We start from the raw sequence: 15,622 nt of genomic DNA on the forward strand, positions 1-15,622 counted from the left end.
GTAAGAGAACTACTTCCTCACCGACTAGGAGAGGAGGGTGGGCACATCATTTTCAAAAAGGCGACGGTTCATATAGTTCACCTCCTTAAATTGTAGGGGTTAGCCACTTGGCTACCAGCAGCACCGGTTGTGTCAGACGACCGACTGGTGCCTCCACCTGACGATACTGCTCATAGCCAAGCCGTCCCCAGAAAAGAAGAGCGGGTTCATTATGCGCAATGACACCGTGATGAACATGCTGACTGCCATGTTGGATGCAGTAGGCTTCCATGAGTGTCACTGCTTCTTTTCCAAAGCCCTGTTGCTGATAATCAGCATGCAGGAGCAAGAGACTAATCCAGCTTTTTGAATCGTTTTCGCTGGAGAGGACGATATGGATGACTCCGATGATTGTACCTTCACGAGTAATAGCGAGCCAATGCCCGGAAGGTATGCTTATCGTGGCATCATATTCGGCTTGCAGTTCAGAAAGACTTATTGTGCTCGTGCCGTTTCGAAGCTGATTGTACTTTGGATTACTGTTGTAGGTGGCGAGTAAGTCGGGTAAGTCCTCGCGCAGCAATTCGCGAATGATGAGCCGCTCACCTGTCAGAATGAGACTCATTGAGGTCCTCCGTATTTGCGGATAAGTCCAATCTGCCCGCCGTGGTAGCCCATATGATAGATCAGACGACCGAGTGCCTGACGGGGAGTCAAAGTCGCAATCGGTGCTTCACAGGGGATGTCCCACGCGTCTTTTGGCAGAGCAGCCAGAGAATCCAGCAAGTGATGGTAGGCAGCATCTTTGAAAGCAAGCAGGGCAGACAATTCGGTAAAGTTTCCTTCATCCTGTACAGGTCCAATTGTAGTGAGGGTGATGCCGGACGGGATTGCTCTTCCGAAAAACATCATACAGAATCGATATTCGACTTCTGCGATGTGATGAATCAAAAATCCGATGGAATTGGAGCCCGGAGCCAGCTTCCAGCCAAGCTCGGATTCATCCAATTGGACGAGTGCATCCTGATAACGGGAGCGAGCTGTTTGCAAGGTCGGCAATAGTTCTTGTTCGAACATCCAATCTTCCTTTCTGGTGTTTATTTTTATTATAGGAAAAAGTTCAGGAAAGAACAGCATGACCATTCGGAATATTTTGAATGAATGTTCACTCATCTACCTGAATTCGGTATACTGAAGAAAAACAAGGAGTGAGAACGATGGCTCATCGCTATCATCTAACGGTTCGATCTACTGATATTGACGTAATCGGACATGTGAACAATGCCAAATATTTAGAGTACATGGAGTGGGCGCGTTTCGAGTGGATATGGGAGCAAGGATTTACGCTGGATGAATTGAGGCGACGGGCCATCATGCCGGTAGTGGTCAATATAAACATTAACTACCGCAAAGAATTGAAGATGCGTGAAGAGGTAACGGCGATTACGACAGTGGTCAAGGTGGGTGAAAAAAGCTTCGTCATCCGCCAGGAGCTGTACAACGCTGCAGATGTATTAGTGGCGGACGCCGATGTGACAATGGTCATGATCGATGCGAATACACGCCAATCTATTTCTTTGCCAGTTGAGTTGAAAGAGGCATTGCTTGTGGAATTGCCTAAAAGCTAAAGGCTTCAGGATGTTTTGCGAATGAAATCGAGGCGGAAATTATTCCATTCAAGAGCACGCAGCGCCAATGTCTCCAAGATACGCTCATGACGATCTTGACCTTCCTTTAACTCAGCAACATCTTGTTTCAACATGGCGACATCCTGCTTTAGTTCGGCAACATCTTGCTTCAAAATGGCGACATCCTGCTTTAGTTCCGCAACATCGGCTTTTAACTGGTGAACTTCCATAGTCAAAGCTTCCATCTTGGCATCCAATTCGTCCTGCCGATCCATAAGAGCATAAGCAATCAGACGCAACTCATTCATACCCTCTATCAAAATATCCAGTTTTTCATTAGACATGTTTCCACCTCCTTTTTCCGTTACAATGATCATAACAAAAGACAGAGTCATATGCACAATGAAAACAGCAAGAAAAAGGGAAGGGGACGCAACTCAGCCATGTCCAAATTTACGACAATCCTATTTGATCTCGACGACACTCTCTTCGACTTTTCAGCTTGCTGGGAGAAAGGGATGCAGCAGACGATTGCGACCCATGCACTTACAGCAGAATTAGACCAAGAGAAATTCCTTGAGGCTCTGCGGCGCCACGGAGATGATCTGTGGGTCGATGTTATTGCCAAACGCTACGATTTTACGCAATACAGGAGGCTGCGTTTTCAGCGAGCCATGGCTGATTGCAACCGACAGATTGAAGCGGAGCAGGTAGACGATTTTCAACGCGCCTACCAAGCGGCATGTATGGATGCAGTCCAGCCAGATGCCACTGTCCAGTCTACTATTGCGAGGTTGGCAGAAGAGCATACACTAGGGATTGTCACCAATGGTCCTGTCGATATGGCATTTATCAAGCTGGAGCGGTTGGGATTGTCTATGTATTTTCCGCGGGAACGGGTGTTTCTCTCCGAGATTATCGGGCATCATAAGCCTGATCTGCGCATATATGAACATGTTCGTGAAAAACTCGGTGTTGAGAGCAAGCAGGTGCTGTTCGTCGGAGATACGTGGGAGGCAGATGTAGCAGGGGCGATGGACGCAGGCTTCTCAGCAGTCTGGATCAATCCACGAGGGAAGAAACCTACTTCCGAACATCAGCCACTCGCTGTCATTGAACGACTGGATCAGCTTCTCGCAATCTTGTAGAAAAAAGCAGCTCATTGCCCCATAGCCGCATAACTTGCGAGCTGTTTTCGGTGGCAATCAAGCTGCTTTTTTCTACCTATTTTCTTGCTTCTTTTGTTCCTCGCGTTTTGCGTACTGTTTTCTCATGAAAAGGATGAGAGTAACAATAATTAGCCCAATTAAAATCCCGATAGCTCCCGGTGTAAGATTTCCCCAAAAGATTTTAAACAGCAAAATCCCTGTCAGGATAACGGCGAATTCCAGATACCTACTGGCCATGCGAATCTTCCCCCATTTACATGAGCCTGATTATCGTTCGTATCTACTAACCTGATCTTTCATTTTTTCATGCTGACTCTTCCTGTACTTTGTGATGAAGAAGATGAGATTGAGGACAATCAGGCCAATTGTGATTGACATACTTCCGGTGGTCATGCTTTTTCCTATCGAGATGTTGAAAAGCAGCATCCCGGATAGGAGCAGGGCAAAAACGAGATTAAGCATCATGAGACTCTTCCCCCATAAAAATTCGTTCGAGTGAAGGGACTTCAACGTTCACGCCATAAATATCCACGCGCGCCTGGACAAGAGCACGAACGAGGGTTGCCACTTTTTGATCATCATCGACCTGGATCGATAGACGTCCGTCTTCCCAAATCGTATTGCGCCCAAGGGACTCAATAAAGGTGCGCAGGTTTCCAGAATCCTCCGTAGCAAAAGCCGAGTGACGCACATGCACAGATCGCCATGCCTGATGGGCAGATTGCAGCTCATCGAGAGTGCCGAGTGAACTGATCTTTCCGCTTTTCATGATGGCGATGCGGGTACAGATTTTCTCGACTTCATTCAAATTGTGCGAGGTCATGAAGATCGTTTTTCCTTGTTGATGGAGCTTGCGCAGCAAATTTTGAATATGCAGGGCTGATTCGACGTCTACGCCAGAAGTAGGTTCATCAAGGAAGATGAGCTCCGGGTCTCCGACTAATGCTTGGGCAATACCCAGCTTCTTTTTCATCCCGAAGGAAAAGGTTTTGGCTTTGCGGGATGCATGCTCCTCAAGCTCAACGTCTGTCAGGATGCGCATGCATTCTTCTTTTGTCAGTGTGACGCCTTTTACCTGAGCGAAATAGTGCAGGTGCTCCGCAGGAGATAAATGGTCGTAGAAGGTGGAGTAATCCGGCAGTACGCCAATTCGTTTTTTCCAGCCTTCTGTATGGGCATCTTCTCCAAACATGCGAATGGTGCCCGCAGTCGGAATCAGAATGCCTGTCAGCATATTGATAAAGGTCGATTTTCCTGCGCCGTTTCGACCGAGGAATCCGAAAATCTCCCCGCTGTGTACAGTAAGACTAACATCATTCACGACCGTTCGATTGCCAAAGCGCTTGTTTAACTGTATGGTCTCGATCATTGCCATTAACAATCCCTCCGTCGGAATAAGTACATAGAAGCGATTAGAAAAGCTGCTGCATAGAGCCAAATCAAGCCGGTCCAGGCGCCGCCTTTTTCCATAAATGAAAAGGGTGTCAAATATTTAATCCATGGAGCTGCTGGGTGACTGGAGAAGGTACTCCACAGCCCGAGACCTGGCAAGATCAGTGCGATCACAATTCCCAAAAACATCGTGTAGCTGGGGCGAGGTATCACGAGCGAGAGCAGCAGCGCCAGCGAGATGCAATAGATAAGCAGGGATACGCAGAGGTAAAAGGTCTTGGCGTCAAACGTTTGCACGGTGGCGAAAACGACGCCAAACGTAATAATCATGCAGGTTAACCAGAAGAACGCCACTCCGAGAAATTTCCCCAAAATGATCTGATTGCGTGAAGTCCGGGTGACGAGAAAGCGAATCGTCCTGCCCGCTAGCTCACGATTTATGACATCATGAGACAGGCTGAATACAAACAAGGGCCCGAACAGCATGATGAGTGCAAAGATACCAAGCGCGTGTCCCTGAGCCAGCTCCTTTTGTGGGAGAAAGCTTGCTGCCTGATTGACGAGATCAGAAACCAAGTACGAGATGCCTACGATAAAGGCAACGGTAATTAACGATTTAATACTTTTAAATAGCCGAAAAAATTCGTGTTGGCAAATAGCCCACATAGGTAAATCCGCTCCTTTCTCCTTCATCATAATGGCCAGACCTTTCCCCTACTAAAACGCTACCTTACCATTTCCTTATCTTTTTTGTTGGCGTCGGTTCTCATGGTAGAATGAATGACAGCAAGGGAGGGAACGGATATGGAGAAAGAAGCAAGAATCTTGCTGGTAGATGATGAAGAAGCGATTTTGCAGATGCTTCAAACAGTGCTGAAAAAGGAAGGCTTTGTCCAGATCGATACATGTACGACAGCAGCAGAGGCGATTCGTCTCGTGGAGGAGAAGACATACGACTTGTTGATTCTGGATGTCATGCTCCCTGATAAAAATGGATTTGAGCTGTGCGGAGCCGTGCGCCAGCGAACAAAGGCACCGGTCTTTTTTCTGACGGCAAAGGGCACGGATTTTGATAAATTAAGCGGATTCGCTTATGGAGCGGATGATTACATAACGAAGCCATTTCATCCACTAGAGGTCGTTGCCCGGATGAAGGCTCATCTGCGCAGAACCTTGGGGGGATCTGCTCCAGCCCAGGAAGAAAAGCGCTTTGATTTTGGCCGTTTTCAAGTAAATCTGGAGGCAGCCGAGCTGTTCGTGAACGGAGAACGAGTGGACTGCCCGGCGCAAGTATTTTCATTGCTCGTCTTTTTCTGCCAGAATCCGAACCGGGTATTTACGAAAGAACAAATATACGATCATGTATGGAAAGACGAGTACGGGATGTTTGATGAAAATACAGTCATGGTGCACATTCACAAGCTGCGCCAGCGCATAGAAGAAAATCCGGGACAGCCAAAGCTCCTGGTTACGGTGAGAGGGCTGGGCTACAAGCTGGTTAGTCCGGCAAGACAGTCATGAATTTGCGAAACAAGCTGATCTTTCAATATGTCCGGCAACTGTTCGGGTTTCTCCTCATCTTGCTGCTGTTTTTGATTATCGCGATGCTGGGGTTAGGCTGGCGCATAATGAACGAGCAGTTGGCCGTCGATTTGTCCAGGCTGGAAGCGTCCGATTTGACATTGAAGATGGATTACGAGGGGAAGCGTGTTCGCGTCGAACCGGAAATCGAGCAGAGCGTGGCGAGGCATCAAGGCTGGTTGCAGATTATCGACAAGCATGGAAAAATCCTGTACAACTATCGGACACCTGCTGATGTTCCCAGCCAATTTGGGCCAGGAGAGTGGATTAGTTATGTAGAAGACCGTGATGCTTCTCCCTATCACATCACGCACTGGGTGATAAACCAATTTGACGAAAATATGATCATCCTCTATGGAACACCCGCTCCAGAAAAAGAAATGATGAAGCGACTGATTGCAGCAAAAACGGGAACCAGCAAAGAGACATGGGATGCGTTGAACAAAAGCTTTTCCCAAGAAAAGGCATGGTACTTGGTATACGATCATACGGGGAAACTCATTCATCAATGGAATCACCCGAGAGCTTCTGCCCAGTTAGACATGACGGAAGTACTTCAGAACGGCGAGACAGCAAAAAATGTTCCTGTCCGCATCACAAGTCGATATGACACGAAGAGCGACTTGACGTACGTAGTGGGCACTCCGAATCCAAACTATCAGTCTGGTGTCCAAGAGACGTCGGAGGATGCCATGGTCAAGGAAACGTTCCTTCAGATCGGTGTGATTTTGATCCTGGTCGTTCTATTCGCAGGCAGCTGGTATGCGTGGCGGGTAGGCAAGCCGCTCTTGCACATGGTGAATTGGCTGGAAAGACTGGCCCAAGGTCGCTATGAGGAGCCCATCGGGAAAAAAGGAAAACCAATCGGAAGGAATTGGCGAGGGAAAGAAAAGAAGTCATTTCGTGTGTTCAAGGATGTGTTTGACGCTCTCCGGCATCTGAGTGAAACCTTGCGTTCCAATGAAAAGCTTCAGCAAGAGATCGAGCAGACGCGAGAGGAATGGATTACCGGGCTCTCCCATGATCTCAAGACACCGCTGAGCTCGATTTACGGTTATGCTACCTTTTTGGAGTCCGAACAATATGAGTGGGACAGAAAAGAAGTCAGCGAATTTGGGAAAACGATACGGGAAAAGTCAGACTACATGAACGGACTGATTGAAGATTTGAATTTGACCTATCGACTCAAGAACCAAGCTTTGCCGATGGTCAAGCAACCTGTCGCGATCGTAGAAAGCATTCGCAGGATTGTGGTGGATATGGTGAACGATCCGAGCTCGTCCTTGCATGACATCGAATTTTTGGCGAATGTCCAATCGTTAAGGGCCGAGGTCGATCCAATCTGGTTTCGCCGCATCATCGTCAACATTTTGACAAACGCGATCAAATATACCCCGGCAGGTACACACTTGCTCGTAGAGGTACAGTCGATTGCAACCGATCAGTTTATGGTCAAAATTGCGGATAATGGACCGGGCATGGATGAGACGACATTGGCCAATCTGTTCGAAAGATACTACCGAGGTGGGCATACAGGAGAGAACACCAGTGGAACGGGGCTGGGGATGGCGATCGCCAAACAGCTCGTCTTGGCTCACGGTGGAGAGATTACGGTGGAGAGCAAGCTGGGTAGCGGAACTGTTGTCGTGATGACGTTTCCTGCGGTCATCAGCTAGTTGGTTTTCTTACTAAAAGCCAAGGGATTTGTGCTGTCCCTTGGCTTTTTTCTGTTAAGGTCTAGACATGAACGTTTGTATGACTTTGCCATCCTCTTGACGCTCTTGATAGTGATTGGCTGTGTAATCGCGGATGCTGGCACGCCAAAAGCCGATGGCAGGCACGTTGTTTTCCAATTGAAAGACTTCCCAGGCACCCGGGAACATTTTGAAGATTTGATGGGAGGCCGCTTTTCCGATGCCCAGTCGACGGTAGCGCTTCATGATAAAAAATTCAGCAATGGAGTAAAGCGGGTGGGTCGTTGAATCGGTATTGGGGAGTATGCGAACAAGGACAAACCCTGCGAGCTTGCCATTGACTTTGATGAAAAAGGGATGACGCTCAGGTTCGATCCAGTACTCTTCAAAGTAGTCATAGCCAAACAAGCCGTTTTCATCGACTTCAAAAGGTTCAAACTCAGTGAAGTCATATGTATACAGCTCTAACAATTGCCCCAGAACGTGCTTTTGGTCAAAAGGAACTCGTTCTATCGAAAAAGTGTGGTTCACGGGAGAAGCCTCCTTTTGGCATAAAATTGTATCGTATCGCAGGCCAACATACGAATAGCGTACTCTATTTTAAAGGCTGTGGGAACAATTGGAAGACATTTCTTTACACAATGGAACACTAGCGTTCATTTCGCAAGGGAAGGTCCCATTCAGTCTACACTAGAGTCAAACGAAAAATATGAATACGAAGCAAGTCAGCAGCCATCTGGTAATCGCCGGGTGGCTGTTTGCGTGTGATGGTTCGTTTTTTCGTTTAATCAAAAACCAAAAGAAAGGGGTACAGAATTCTATGAAAAGGAAGCATCTCATTTTTTTCCTGATTTGTTGTCTCATGCTGCAGCCCATTTCAGCAATTGCCGAAGGAAGCAGCAAGTTGATCAAAAAGGCTTTGCCAATGGCGGCGGAAGATCGTTCTATCCAGCAATTCGATCATGAACTGGTTCGTTATCAAAATGAATGGGATCTGCTCATGAAGCTTTCTGTGAAAAACAAGGACCACGAAGTGGCCAAAAAGCTGAATCGGGACAGAAATGAGCTTTTCGCAAGAATGAAGGACAAAAGAGCAGCAGAAAACGGGGCGCATGAACTGCTCGAAAAGTACAAAGCGGAACTGAAAGTGGCACGGGAACAATTAACACCTCCGACCGTGAAAGCCTTGGCTGTGAAAAGCGTCGCAACACGATCATTGGCCGATCATTATGAGCCGAATGACGACATTTCGCAGGCATCCCCAGTCAGCATCGGAAATTCACTCACAAGCTATTTGTCATACGCAGATGATCAAGACTTTTATATGTTTGAGGCGAAGAAAATTTCTGCGATAACGGTTAGCCTGCAAGTACCTGCTGCTATGGATTACGACATTTATGTTCTTGACGAGCTGGGGGAGGTAGTAGCAAGCAGTGCCAATGGTACGGGTGAAGAGGAAATTTGCACGTTCCAGGCAACTGCGGGGAGTAGGTATTACCCCGTCGTCTATGGGTTTGGCTTTACAGCAGACGAATCGTATCAACTTCGTTTGGCGGAAGATCAGTTGTATCTGTTTCAGCCATATGATGTCAGTCTTCTCGAAGGTGTCGAGCAGGTTTTTCAATTGACACCGACAACAGACGGAATCTATCGGATTTATACAAGACCATACGGTGATGTTGGGCCCGAAAACGACACAGTGATCGAACTGTATTCCGATTCGGGTCTTACGAATTTGCTTGCCAATAATGATGATGCTTCCGATCTGACACGCTTCTCGGAAGTCACGCAATTTTTGGTTGGTGGCCAACCGTATTATGTCAAGCTGGGTGCATTTGGTGAAAATGTTCATGCAAGAATTCAGGCTGATCTCGATCCGCTTTCTTATCCTGAACTGACGACGAACAAACCACTGGACGTTACGTTAGAGGGCGTCTCCAGAAATGTGTACAAATTTACTCCGCAAGTCTCGGGAAATGTAAAATTCTCCACGGGTCCTTTTGGTGGCGGGGATATGGTTGTGGATACCGTTCTCGAACTGTATGCGGACGAGAATTTGTCCAATCAGCTTGCAACGAATGATGACAACGGAGAGTCGCTGTTTTCTGAGATCCAGATGAATGTAACAGCCGGAGAACCTGTCTATGTTGTGCTTTGGGCATACAGTGATGATTTCTCTTTTGTCAGGCTGAGTGCGAGCTTGGATTCACCAGCGATCCCAACGATTACTGTAGACACATCGGTTATTCAGGAAAGCTCGATCAATGATGGAACCATCACAGCCACACAGATTGTCACTCTTACTAACGGAACATTCGTTCAAAACATGTCTACTGGGGTAAGCGTGAATAATTTACCCCCTGGCTTAGGGATTCAAGTTACGAGGGTAAGTAACACGCAAATTTTGATCGCATTTACAGGCAAGGCAACCAATCATGCGAACGTCAATGACGTATCGAACGCAACCGTAACCATTAATCCTGCGAAAGTCGTCGGTGCGACTGCCAGTCTTGTGAGCAATCCGTTTCAGTTTGATTTTATCGATAAAGCAAGCAACGGGTCATCCCAATACATCTACAATAACCGGAATCAACTGACGCACATTTACGAAAACGGGTCTTTGATCATCGAGATTACCTACGATGAAAACGGGAACGTGTTAACAAAAACAAGAGTGAATTAAGGGAGGGATAACGAACATGAGGCTACAAAAATGGCTGATGTCATTTGTAACAGCGGCTTTGGTCGCGACTGCGGTTTTTCCAAGTATGACATATGGGGCACCAACCAATAAGTCGGCAAAGAAGGATACAAAAGAATGGGTCATTGAGAAAATCAATAACGTCCCAGCCAAAAGCGCAGATGAAGCTGACCCTGCTCAAGTGCCCGTGTTGACTCAAGCAGAGATGAAGGCTCTGTCTTGGGACCCTTTCTCTGTTGAGACAGTAATCGAGATGAATAAAAATCTTGATCGCAAATCGATTCAGATTGCCTCTTACTTCTACCCAAAACTGAGAAAGCTGTTGAGCAACAAGGAAAAGGTAGAGCAAAATACTTGGAACGATAAAGTGGTTCAAGATTTGCTGAAAAGTGTATCGAATAGTCAACGGGAACAATTAATGACCCACGTTCCTGATATTTTTACTTTGGAGAAAAAACAAGAAGTAGCTGAATTGAGTAAGCAATCGATGGCACTCGCGCTCGCGGCTGAAGACGTCCAATACTCAGTGGGGCAAATGGCGCAGTATTACACGAAAACGTACACGGGCAAACCCGTAGACGAGTTTTATCGTGCTGCAAATCTGGTTGAGACAGACCTGGCTTTGTCAGGGAAGAACGGAATGGATCTGGTCATTCAACGGATGTACAACCAATTGGACAGCAAAACGAGAGAACCTGTATTGAAATACGACAGTAGGAATGAGGTTTGGGAAAATCGCAGGGAAACCAAGCTGTTTAAAAACGAGTTTATTCCCTTTGCAACAGGGTGGACATTCAACATTCCGACGTTTGAATATTATGACGAGATTACGACAGAAGAAGTCAGTTTCTTTACGGAAAATGGGGAGGAGAAAACGCAATACCGTTTAGCCGTTCAGGACGATGAAGCAGGGAGAAACGTATCTCGCTATGTTTTCCAACTGGAGGACGGTACAACTCTCATCCGGGAAGGGAATGAATGGGTGAATTATCCCTATGAGGGAATCTCCTTTTCCGAACAAGCTGAGGGGCGGGATGTGGAATTAATTGTCAATGGATTTCGTTATACGTTTGAGCGATCTGGCAGTGAGCTGTTGGTCACCAAACGCAACCCATTTGGCGATACGATCCGATATCACATGGATGAACAAAATGACTCTGTCGTCGAAATCGAGGATACCTATGGTCGCTTTGTCGTTATGGAGCGTGACACAGCAGGCGGAATTAAAAACCTGAAGCTGTACAGAGATGAAACGGATAAAGATCAGGATGAGCCAATCAAAAGGATTGACTATGATGTCGTGTACAGCAACGATACGAATCCTGAGCGCAGCTCATCTGCGGAACTGGTTTCCGTTGAACAAAACAATGAAGTCATGGCAACTTATGAGTATGAAATGAGGGAGGCGGAATTTAACCTCATTAGCGATTATACGTTCAATCGAGACGATTCCTTCTCTTTTGAATCGGATGATTACTTGGACCAGGATAACGAAAATCGCAGCAAAAATTTGGATTACATGCTGCTGCGATCGGTTCATTATCCAATTAATGGGTTAACGATGACCTATTACTATTCCATCTACCAAGAAGATAAATTGACACAAAGCCGTGGTGTTGTTCGACTTTACCAGGATGACAATATTTTGTCCTATGTCAGCTACCATCCGGTAAGCATGGTTGATTTCAGTTACGTTCCGCACGGGAAGACAGAAGAAGAAATCATGTACAGCCTGGAATATAGCATGGTAAACGGTGCGGGGCAAAAAACGTGGGAAATTTGGAAGAAGCCAAGAACTTGGTCGTTCCATCGATTGATCGACGCAGATGAGCGTTTCGGTGATATGGTTTCCACGATTGAATACGATTCCTATGCACACGGAGTCGAGCAAACCTTCTACACTGATGATAGTGGGAACCACCTATTGAAACGGGTTCGAACCAGAACGCTGCGGGACAACCCTGATTTGCAAATCAGCGACGGAAACACAACCTACAAATACAATCCTGTTCAGTATACAACCTATGCCTACCAGGATAAGAAGCAGCTCTATCAATTCAGTTTCATGGATGGTGTCCCCAACGAGACGGTTCGTGAGTTCTTGATGGACCCACAAGTAGATTCTGACGGTTCGTTACAGATTGATTCTGCGACCGAAGAGATTTTACCCAATTATGCAAATATCTCGAAGTTCCGCTATAACGACTTCGGGGAGATCACTGAGCATGTCGACGCCAGCGGTATTGTGACGAAATGGAATTACGAGTTTTTTACCGTATGGGGAGAAGATCAAGTATATCGTCCTGTTGAAAAAGTTACCAAGAAATCAAGTGACAACACGTTGATACAGACCAACTCGTTCACCTTCAATGCTGATATGCTGATTGATCAGGAAACCGAAGAACGAACGTATCCAACCAGTACGGGTGAACGAACAGATACCGTTGTACGTAATTTCGAGTACAACACAGATGAACAGGTATCGAAAATAGAAGAGACTACCTCTACGACCGATCCTGCGATAGCGGATAGCTATTTGGAGACAACATTTGATCAGTACGACAATTATGGACATGTGATCGAAAAGGCTATCAAAGAGGTTGATTTGGGCAATCAGAAGACCGATCTTGTTTTCTACTATGATTATGTGAATGGCCTCGATTTGCTAGAGGAACAAACTTTCAGTGATGGCAGCACCGTAAACTACTACTATGACCATTTAGATCGCCTTAACGAAGAAGTTTTTGATCGCGAGGGGGAGAAGAAAAACATTACGTACACCTTCGATGATGCTTCGCGTAGTGTGACCAAAGAAGTATTTACGAATGGAGAAGCAGACCCAAATGGATTGAAACAGGTAACGTATTATACTGTTCACGGCGATGTGGAGTTTCAAGAAGAAGTGACTAACAGTGGCACAAGAACGCTGGTTGCCAACGAGTATAGCAGTGGCCTGTTTGACGGCAGACATGTTCGCTTCACTACCCCGAATGGGATGGAAGAACGCAAGCTTGAATATGACTACTATACGGACGGAAGCCTGAAATCTGTTACGAATTCACAGGGAGAAGCAACGACTCATTCCTATGCGAACACAGCCGTAACAGACAACAGCTATCTGCCGCAAGGAGCTGCTGTCGTACAGTACCCGAATGGTCTGCAAAAGGTACAGTTACTTGATCCATTCGGTTATGTACAAGTAGAGCAGGCAAAGGACCTCAGTCAAACAAGACGTATCGAGTATGACTATGACGGATGGGGCAGACTCTCTGCGAAAGAGGTCTATGGCTACGATGGTGAAGTCCGTTATTGGAACTATTTGTATGATGTTTCTGGAAACCTTCTGTATTTGAATGATCCACTGAGCCAAGAGTATCGTTACGATTACGACCCTCAAGGTAACCTCGTCAAGGTAACGGAAAATGGCATAGAGACCAGACAGTATGCCTATAATAATCTCTCTTGGAAATTGGGGGAAGCCGATGTACAGGGAAATCAGAGTGAGAGCATACGCTATCAGTTGAACGGTGAGATAGACTCGGTCACGGATAAAGCAGGGAATGTTCACCATTACACCTACACGCCGTTTTATGAAGTAGCCGAGCTGCGCGTATACAGACCGGATGGTACCACTGTTTATACGCGTACAAACCAGTATGATCCCATTACACGCCAGGTTACCAAACAGTCCAATAGTGATGGGCAGGAAATCGGATACAGCTACGATGCTTTTGGCCGCTTGAAAAACCAGACAGCGTTTAACCGCAACTACACGATTGGCTACGAAAACGACGATAGTGCCATGGATTACCTGACATATCCAGATGGCACGAGAGTCAACTATTCCTACGATTATGAAGGCAGAATCAAGAGCGTGGACAGTACGCTCTCAGGGCTGATCACCTATCAATACACACGCAGCTCCTCGGGTGACACGGAGACGGTTCGCTATCCGAATGGCGTAGAGGCTCGGAAAGAATACAACTCTTTTGGGGAAGCCGTCACGACAGGGCATACGCAAAATGGTGCTTCTTTGTGGTCGGAACAATTACGCTATGATGCATTTGGCAACAAAATCGAGATTCAGCAAAACGGAAAGACCTATCGCTATGCCTACGATCAGATTGATCGAATTGCGACAGAGTCGAATCCGCAGGGCGAGCGCACCTATCGTTACGACACGAGAGGCAATCGGGAACATGTGGAGGGCACCGAGCCACATACAAAAGACAGCTATACATTTACCTATGATGGATTGAACCGCTTGAAAACCTATTCGAAACAGAATGGGGACAGCGGTTCTTTTGCGTACAATCCGGATGGATTACGTGCTGTGAAGGAATCCAATGGGGATGCTACGAAATATGTTTACGTAAATGGGTATGTGATTGAAGAATTAGATCAAAACGGTAACGTGAAAGCCCAAAACATCTGGGGCAACGGCATTTTGTTCCGCAAGCTCCATAGCGGTGGGCAGCAAGGCGGCTATTACCTTGGTGACAGTCTGGGCAATGTCAAAAAGATCGTAGATAAAAACGGACAAGCACTCAACACCTACGAGTACGATATTTGGGGCAATATTGTTGCGAAGTCAGAGTCCATGGCAAATCCGTTTGCGTATACGGGAGAGATGTACGACGCGGAAACAGGCCTCTATTATCTACGCGCTAGGTACTATGATCCGAGTGTTGGGCGGTTTATTTCGGAGGATGCGTATAAGGGGAAGGTGGATAATCCGCTTTCCATGAACCGGTATACGTATGTGCATAATAATCCGCTGAGGTTTGTTGATCCTAGTGGGCATTGGGTAGAAGAAATTGATAATCAGCTGCCTAGAAGTGAGCAGTTAAAGATCAGGCAACTGACCAGAGATTGGAACAATGCTAAAGGTAATACAGGCTTACAAGCTAATATTCAAAAAGCGGCTACTGATCTAAGAAAGGCCTATTTTATTGAGAGAGCAAATCAAATTAGAGAAGGCTTGAGAAATGATGTTGCGGAAGCAGTTGCTGATTTAATTCCAAATGCCAAAAGTCTTGGAAAAAAATTAAGTAAATCAATTATGAAGAAATTAGTTGGCTCGGATGATATTGATGCGACTTTTGTTTTTAGAAGATCAAATACTTTAGATGCTCAAAGCTTAACCGCAGAGCATAAAAATGTTATGAAATTAAGAAAAGGAGTTTTAACACGAAAAGGTAGAAATGATGAAGCATTATCATGGTCTACAAATGTAATGTTACCAGGATGGGTATCGACACAAGAGGCTATCAACGGAACAGGTATATTCCGTGCTGTCATTGATAGTGATGATGGACACGTGTCTGTTTTCCCAACGGTAGCGGCACAGCAAGCTTTTGGATCAATGGCAGAATGGAGAAATAGTTATGATAATGCGAATAACAGCCCCCATTTCTATTCATCAATTCTTAAGACTATTAGCATACCAATAGACTAATTGTAAAGAGGATGATTGTT

The 15,622-nt window shown here is 46.2% G+C and carries 13 protein-coding genes; 6 read left to right on the forward strand and 7 right to left on the reverse strand.

Annotated elements, in window-relative coordinates:
* Positions 1-85: 85 nt before the first annotated feature.
* Positions 86-604, reverse strand: coding sequence for a GNAT family N-acetyltransferase (locus tag HP568_RS22295; RefSeq protein WP_173630261.1), 519 nt, complete (start codon positions 602-604; stop codon positions 86-88).
* Positions 601-1,056 carry a DinB family protein gene (locus HP568_RS22300; protein WP_173630262.1) on the reverse strand — a complete coding sequence of 152 codons (456 nt, stop codon included), beginning with the start codon at positions 1,054-1,056 and terminating at the stop codon, positions 601-603. Before HP568_RS22300 ends, HP568_RS22295 begins: the two co-directional genes overlap by 4 nt.
* A 140-nt stretch (positions 1,057-1,196) precedes the next feature.
* On the opposite strand from HP568_RS22300, the gene HP568_RS22305 reads away from it, so the two are divergent.
* Positions 1,197-1,607 carry an acyl-CoA thioesterase gene (locus tag HP568_RS22305; protein ID WP_173611312.1) on the forward strand — a complete coding sequence of 137 codons (411 nt, stop codon included), beginning with the start codon at positions 1,197-1,199 and terminating at the stop codon, positions 1,605-1,607.
* A gap of 5 nt (positions 1,608-1,612) precedes the next feature.
* Here the strand turns inward: HP568_RS22305 and HP568_RS22310 are convergent, their stop codons facing one another.
* Positions 1,613-1,951, reverse strand: coding sequence for a hypothetical protein (locus tag HP568_RS22310; RefSeq protein WP_173630263.1), 339 nt, complete (start codon positions 1,949-1,951; stop codon positions 1,613-1,615).
* Between the two features lie 99 nt (positions 1,952-2,050).
* Between HP568_RS22310 and HP568_RS22315 the strand changes: the two genes are divergently transcribed.
* Positions 2,051-2,755 carry an HAD family hydrolase gene (locus tag HP568_RS22315; protein ID WP_048031349.1) on the forward strand — a complete coding sequence of 235 codons (705 nt, stop codon included), beginning with the start codon at positions 2,051-2,053 and terminating at the stop codon, positions 2,753-2,755.
* Between the two features lie 288 nt (positions 2,756-3,043).
* Here HP568_RS22315 and HP568_RS22320 read toward each other — a convergent pair whose 3' ends face one another.
* Genes HP568_RS22320 through HP568_RS22330 form a run of 3 tightly spaced genes read right to left on the reverse strand, consistent with a single transcriptional unit; the run spans position 3,044 to position 4,864 of the window.
* Entirely contained in the window at positions 3,044-3,241 is a 198-nt protein-coding gene (locus HP568_RS22320; protein ID WP_048031351.1) for a hypothetical protein, read from the reverse strand.
* Complete coding sequence (locus HP568_RS22325) at positions 3,231-4,151, reverse strand: ABC transporter ATP-binding protein (protein WP_173630264.1); 921 nt, start codon at positions 4,149-4,151, stop codon at positions 3,231-3,233. Before HP568_RS22325 ends, HP568_RS22320 begins: the two co-directional genes overlap by 11 nt.
* Entirely contained in the window at positions 4,151-4,864 is a 714-nt protein-coding gene (locus HP568_RS22330) for an ABC transporter permease (protein ID WP_254551415.1), read from the reverse strand. Before HP568_RS22330 ends, HP568_RS22325 begins: the two co-directional genes overlap by 1 nt.
* Before the next feature lie 108 nt (positions 4,865-4,972).
* Here HP568_RS22330 and HP568_RS22335 point away from each other — a divergent pair, with 108 nt between their 5' ends.
* Both HP568_RS22335 and HP568_RS22340 read left to right on the forward strand, forming a co-directional pair.
* On the forward strand, positions 4,973-5,689 hold the full coding sequence (locus HP568_RS22335) for a response regulator transcription factor (RefSeq protein WP_048031353.1): 717 nt from the start codon (positions 4,973-4,975) through the stop codon (positions 5,687-5,689).
* Positions 5,686-7,425 (forward strand): sensor histidine kinase, encoded by a 1,740-nt coding sequence (locus HP568_RS22340; RefSeq protein ID WP_173630265.1) that lies wholly within the window; start codon positions 5,686-5,688, stop codon positions 7,423-7,425. Before HP568_RS22335 ends, HP568_RS22340 begins: the two co-directional genes overlap by 4 nt.
* A gap of 54 nt (positions 7,426-7,479) precedes the next feature.
* Here HP568_RS22340 and HP568_RS22345 read toward each other — a convergent pair whose 3' ends face one another.
* Complete coding sequence (locus HP568_RS22345; protein ID WP_048031355.1) at positions 7,480-7,974, reverse strand: GNAT family N-acetyltransferase; 495 nt, start codon at positions 7,972-7,974, stop codon at positions 7,480-7,482.
* Positions 7,975-8,305: 331 nt separating this feature from the next.
* On the opposite strand from HP568_RS22345, the gene HP568_RS22350 reads away from it, so the two are divergent.
* Positions 8,306-10,126 carry a hypothetical protein gene (locus HP568_RS22350; RefSeq protein WP_173630266.1) on the forward strand — a complete coding sequence of 607 codons (1,821 nt, stop codon included), beginning with the start codon at positions 8,306-8,308 and terminating at the stop codon, positions 10,124-10,126.
* Positions 10,127-10,142: 16 nt separating this feature from the next.
* Complete coding sequence (locus tag HP568_RS22355) at positions 10,143-15,602, forward strand: RHS repeat domain-containing protein (RefSeq protein WP_173630267.1); 5,460 nt, start codon at positions 10,143-10,145, stop codon at positions 15,600-15,602.
* Positions 15,603-15,622: the final 20 nt, after the last annotated feature.

Source organism: Brevibacillus sp. MS2.2 (genome assembly GCF_013284345.1).
Lineage (GTDB): Bacteria > Bacillota > Bacilli > Brevibacillales > Brevibacillaceae > Brevibacillus > Brevibacillus brevis_C.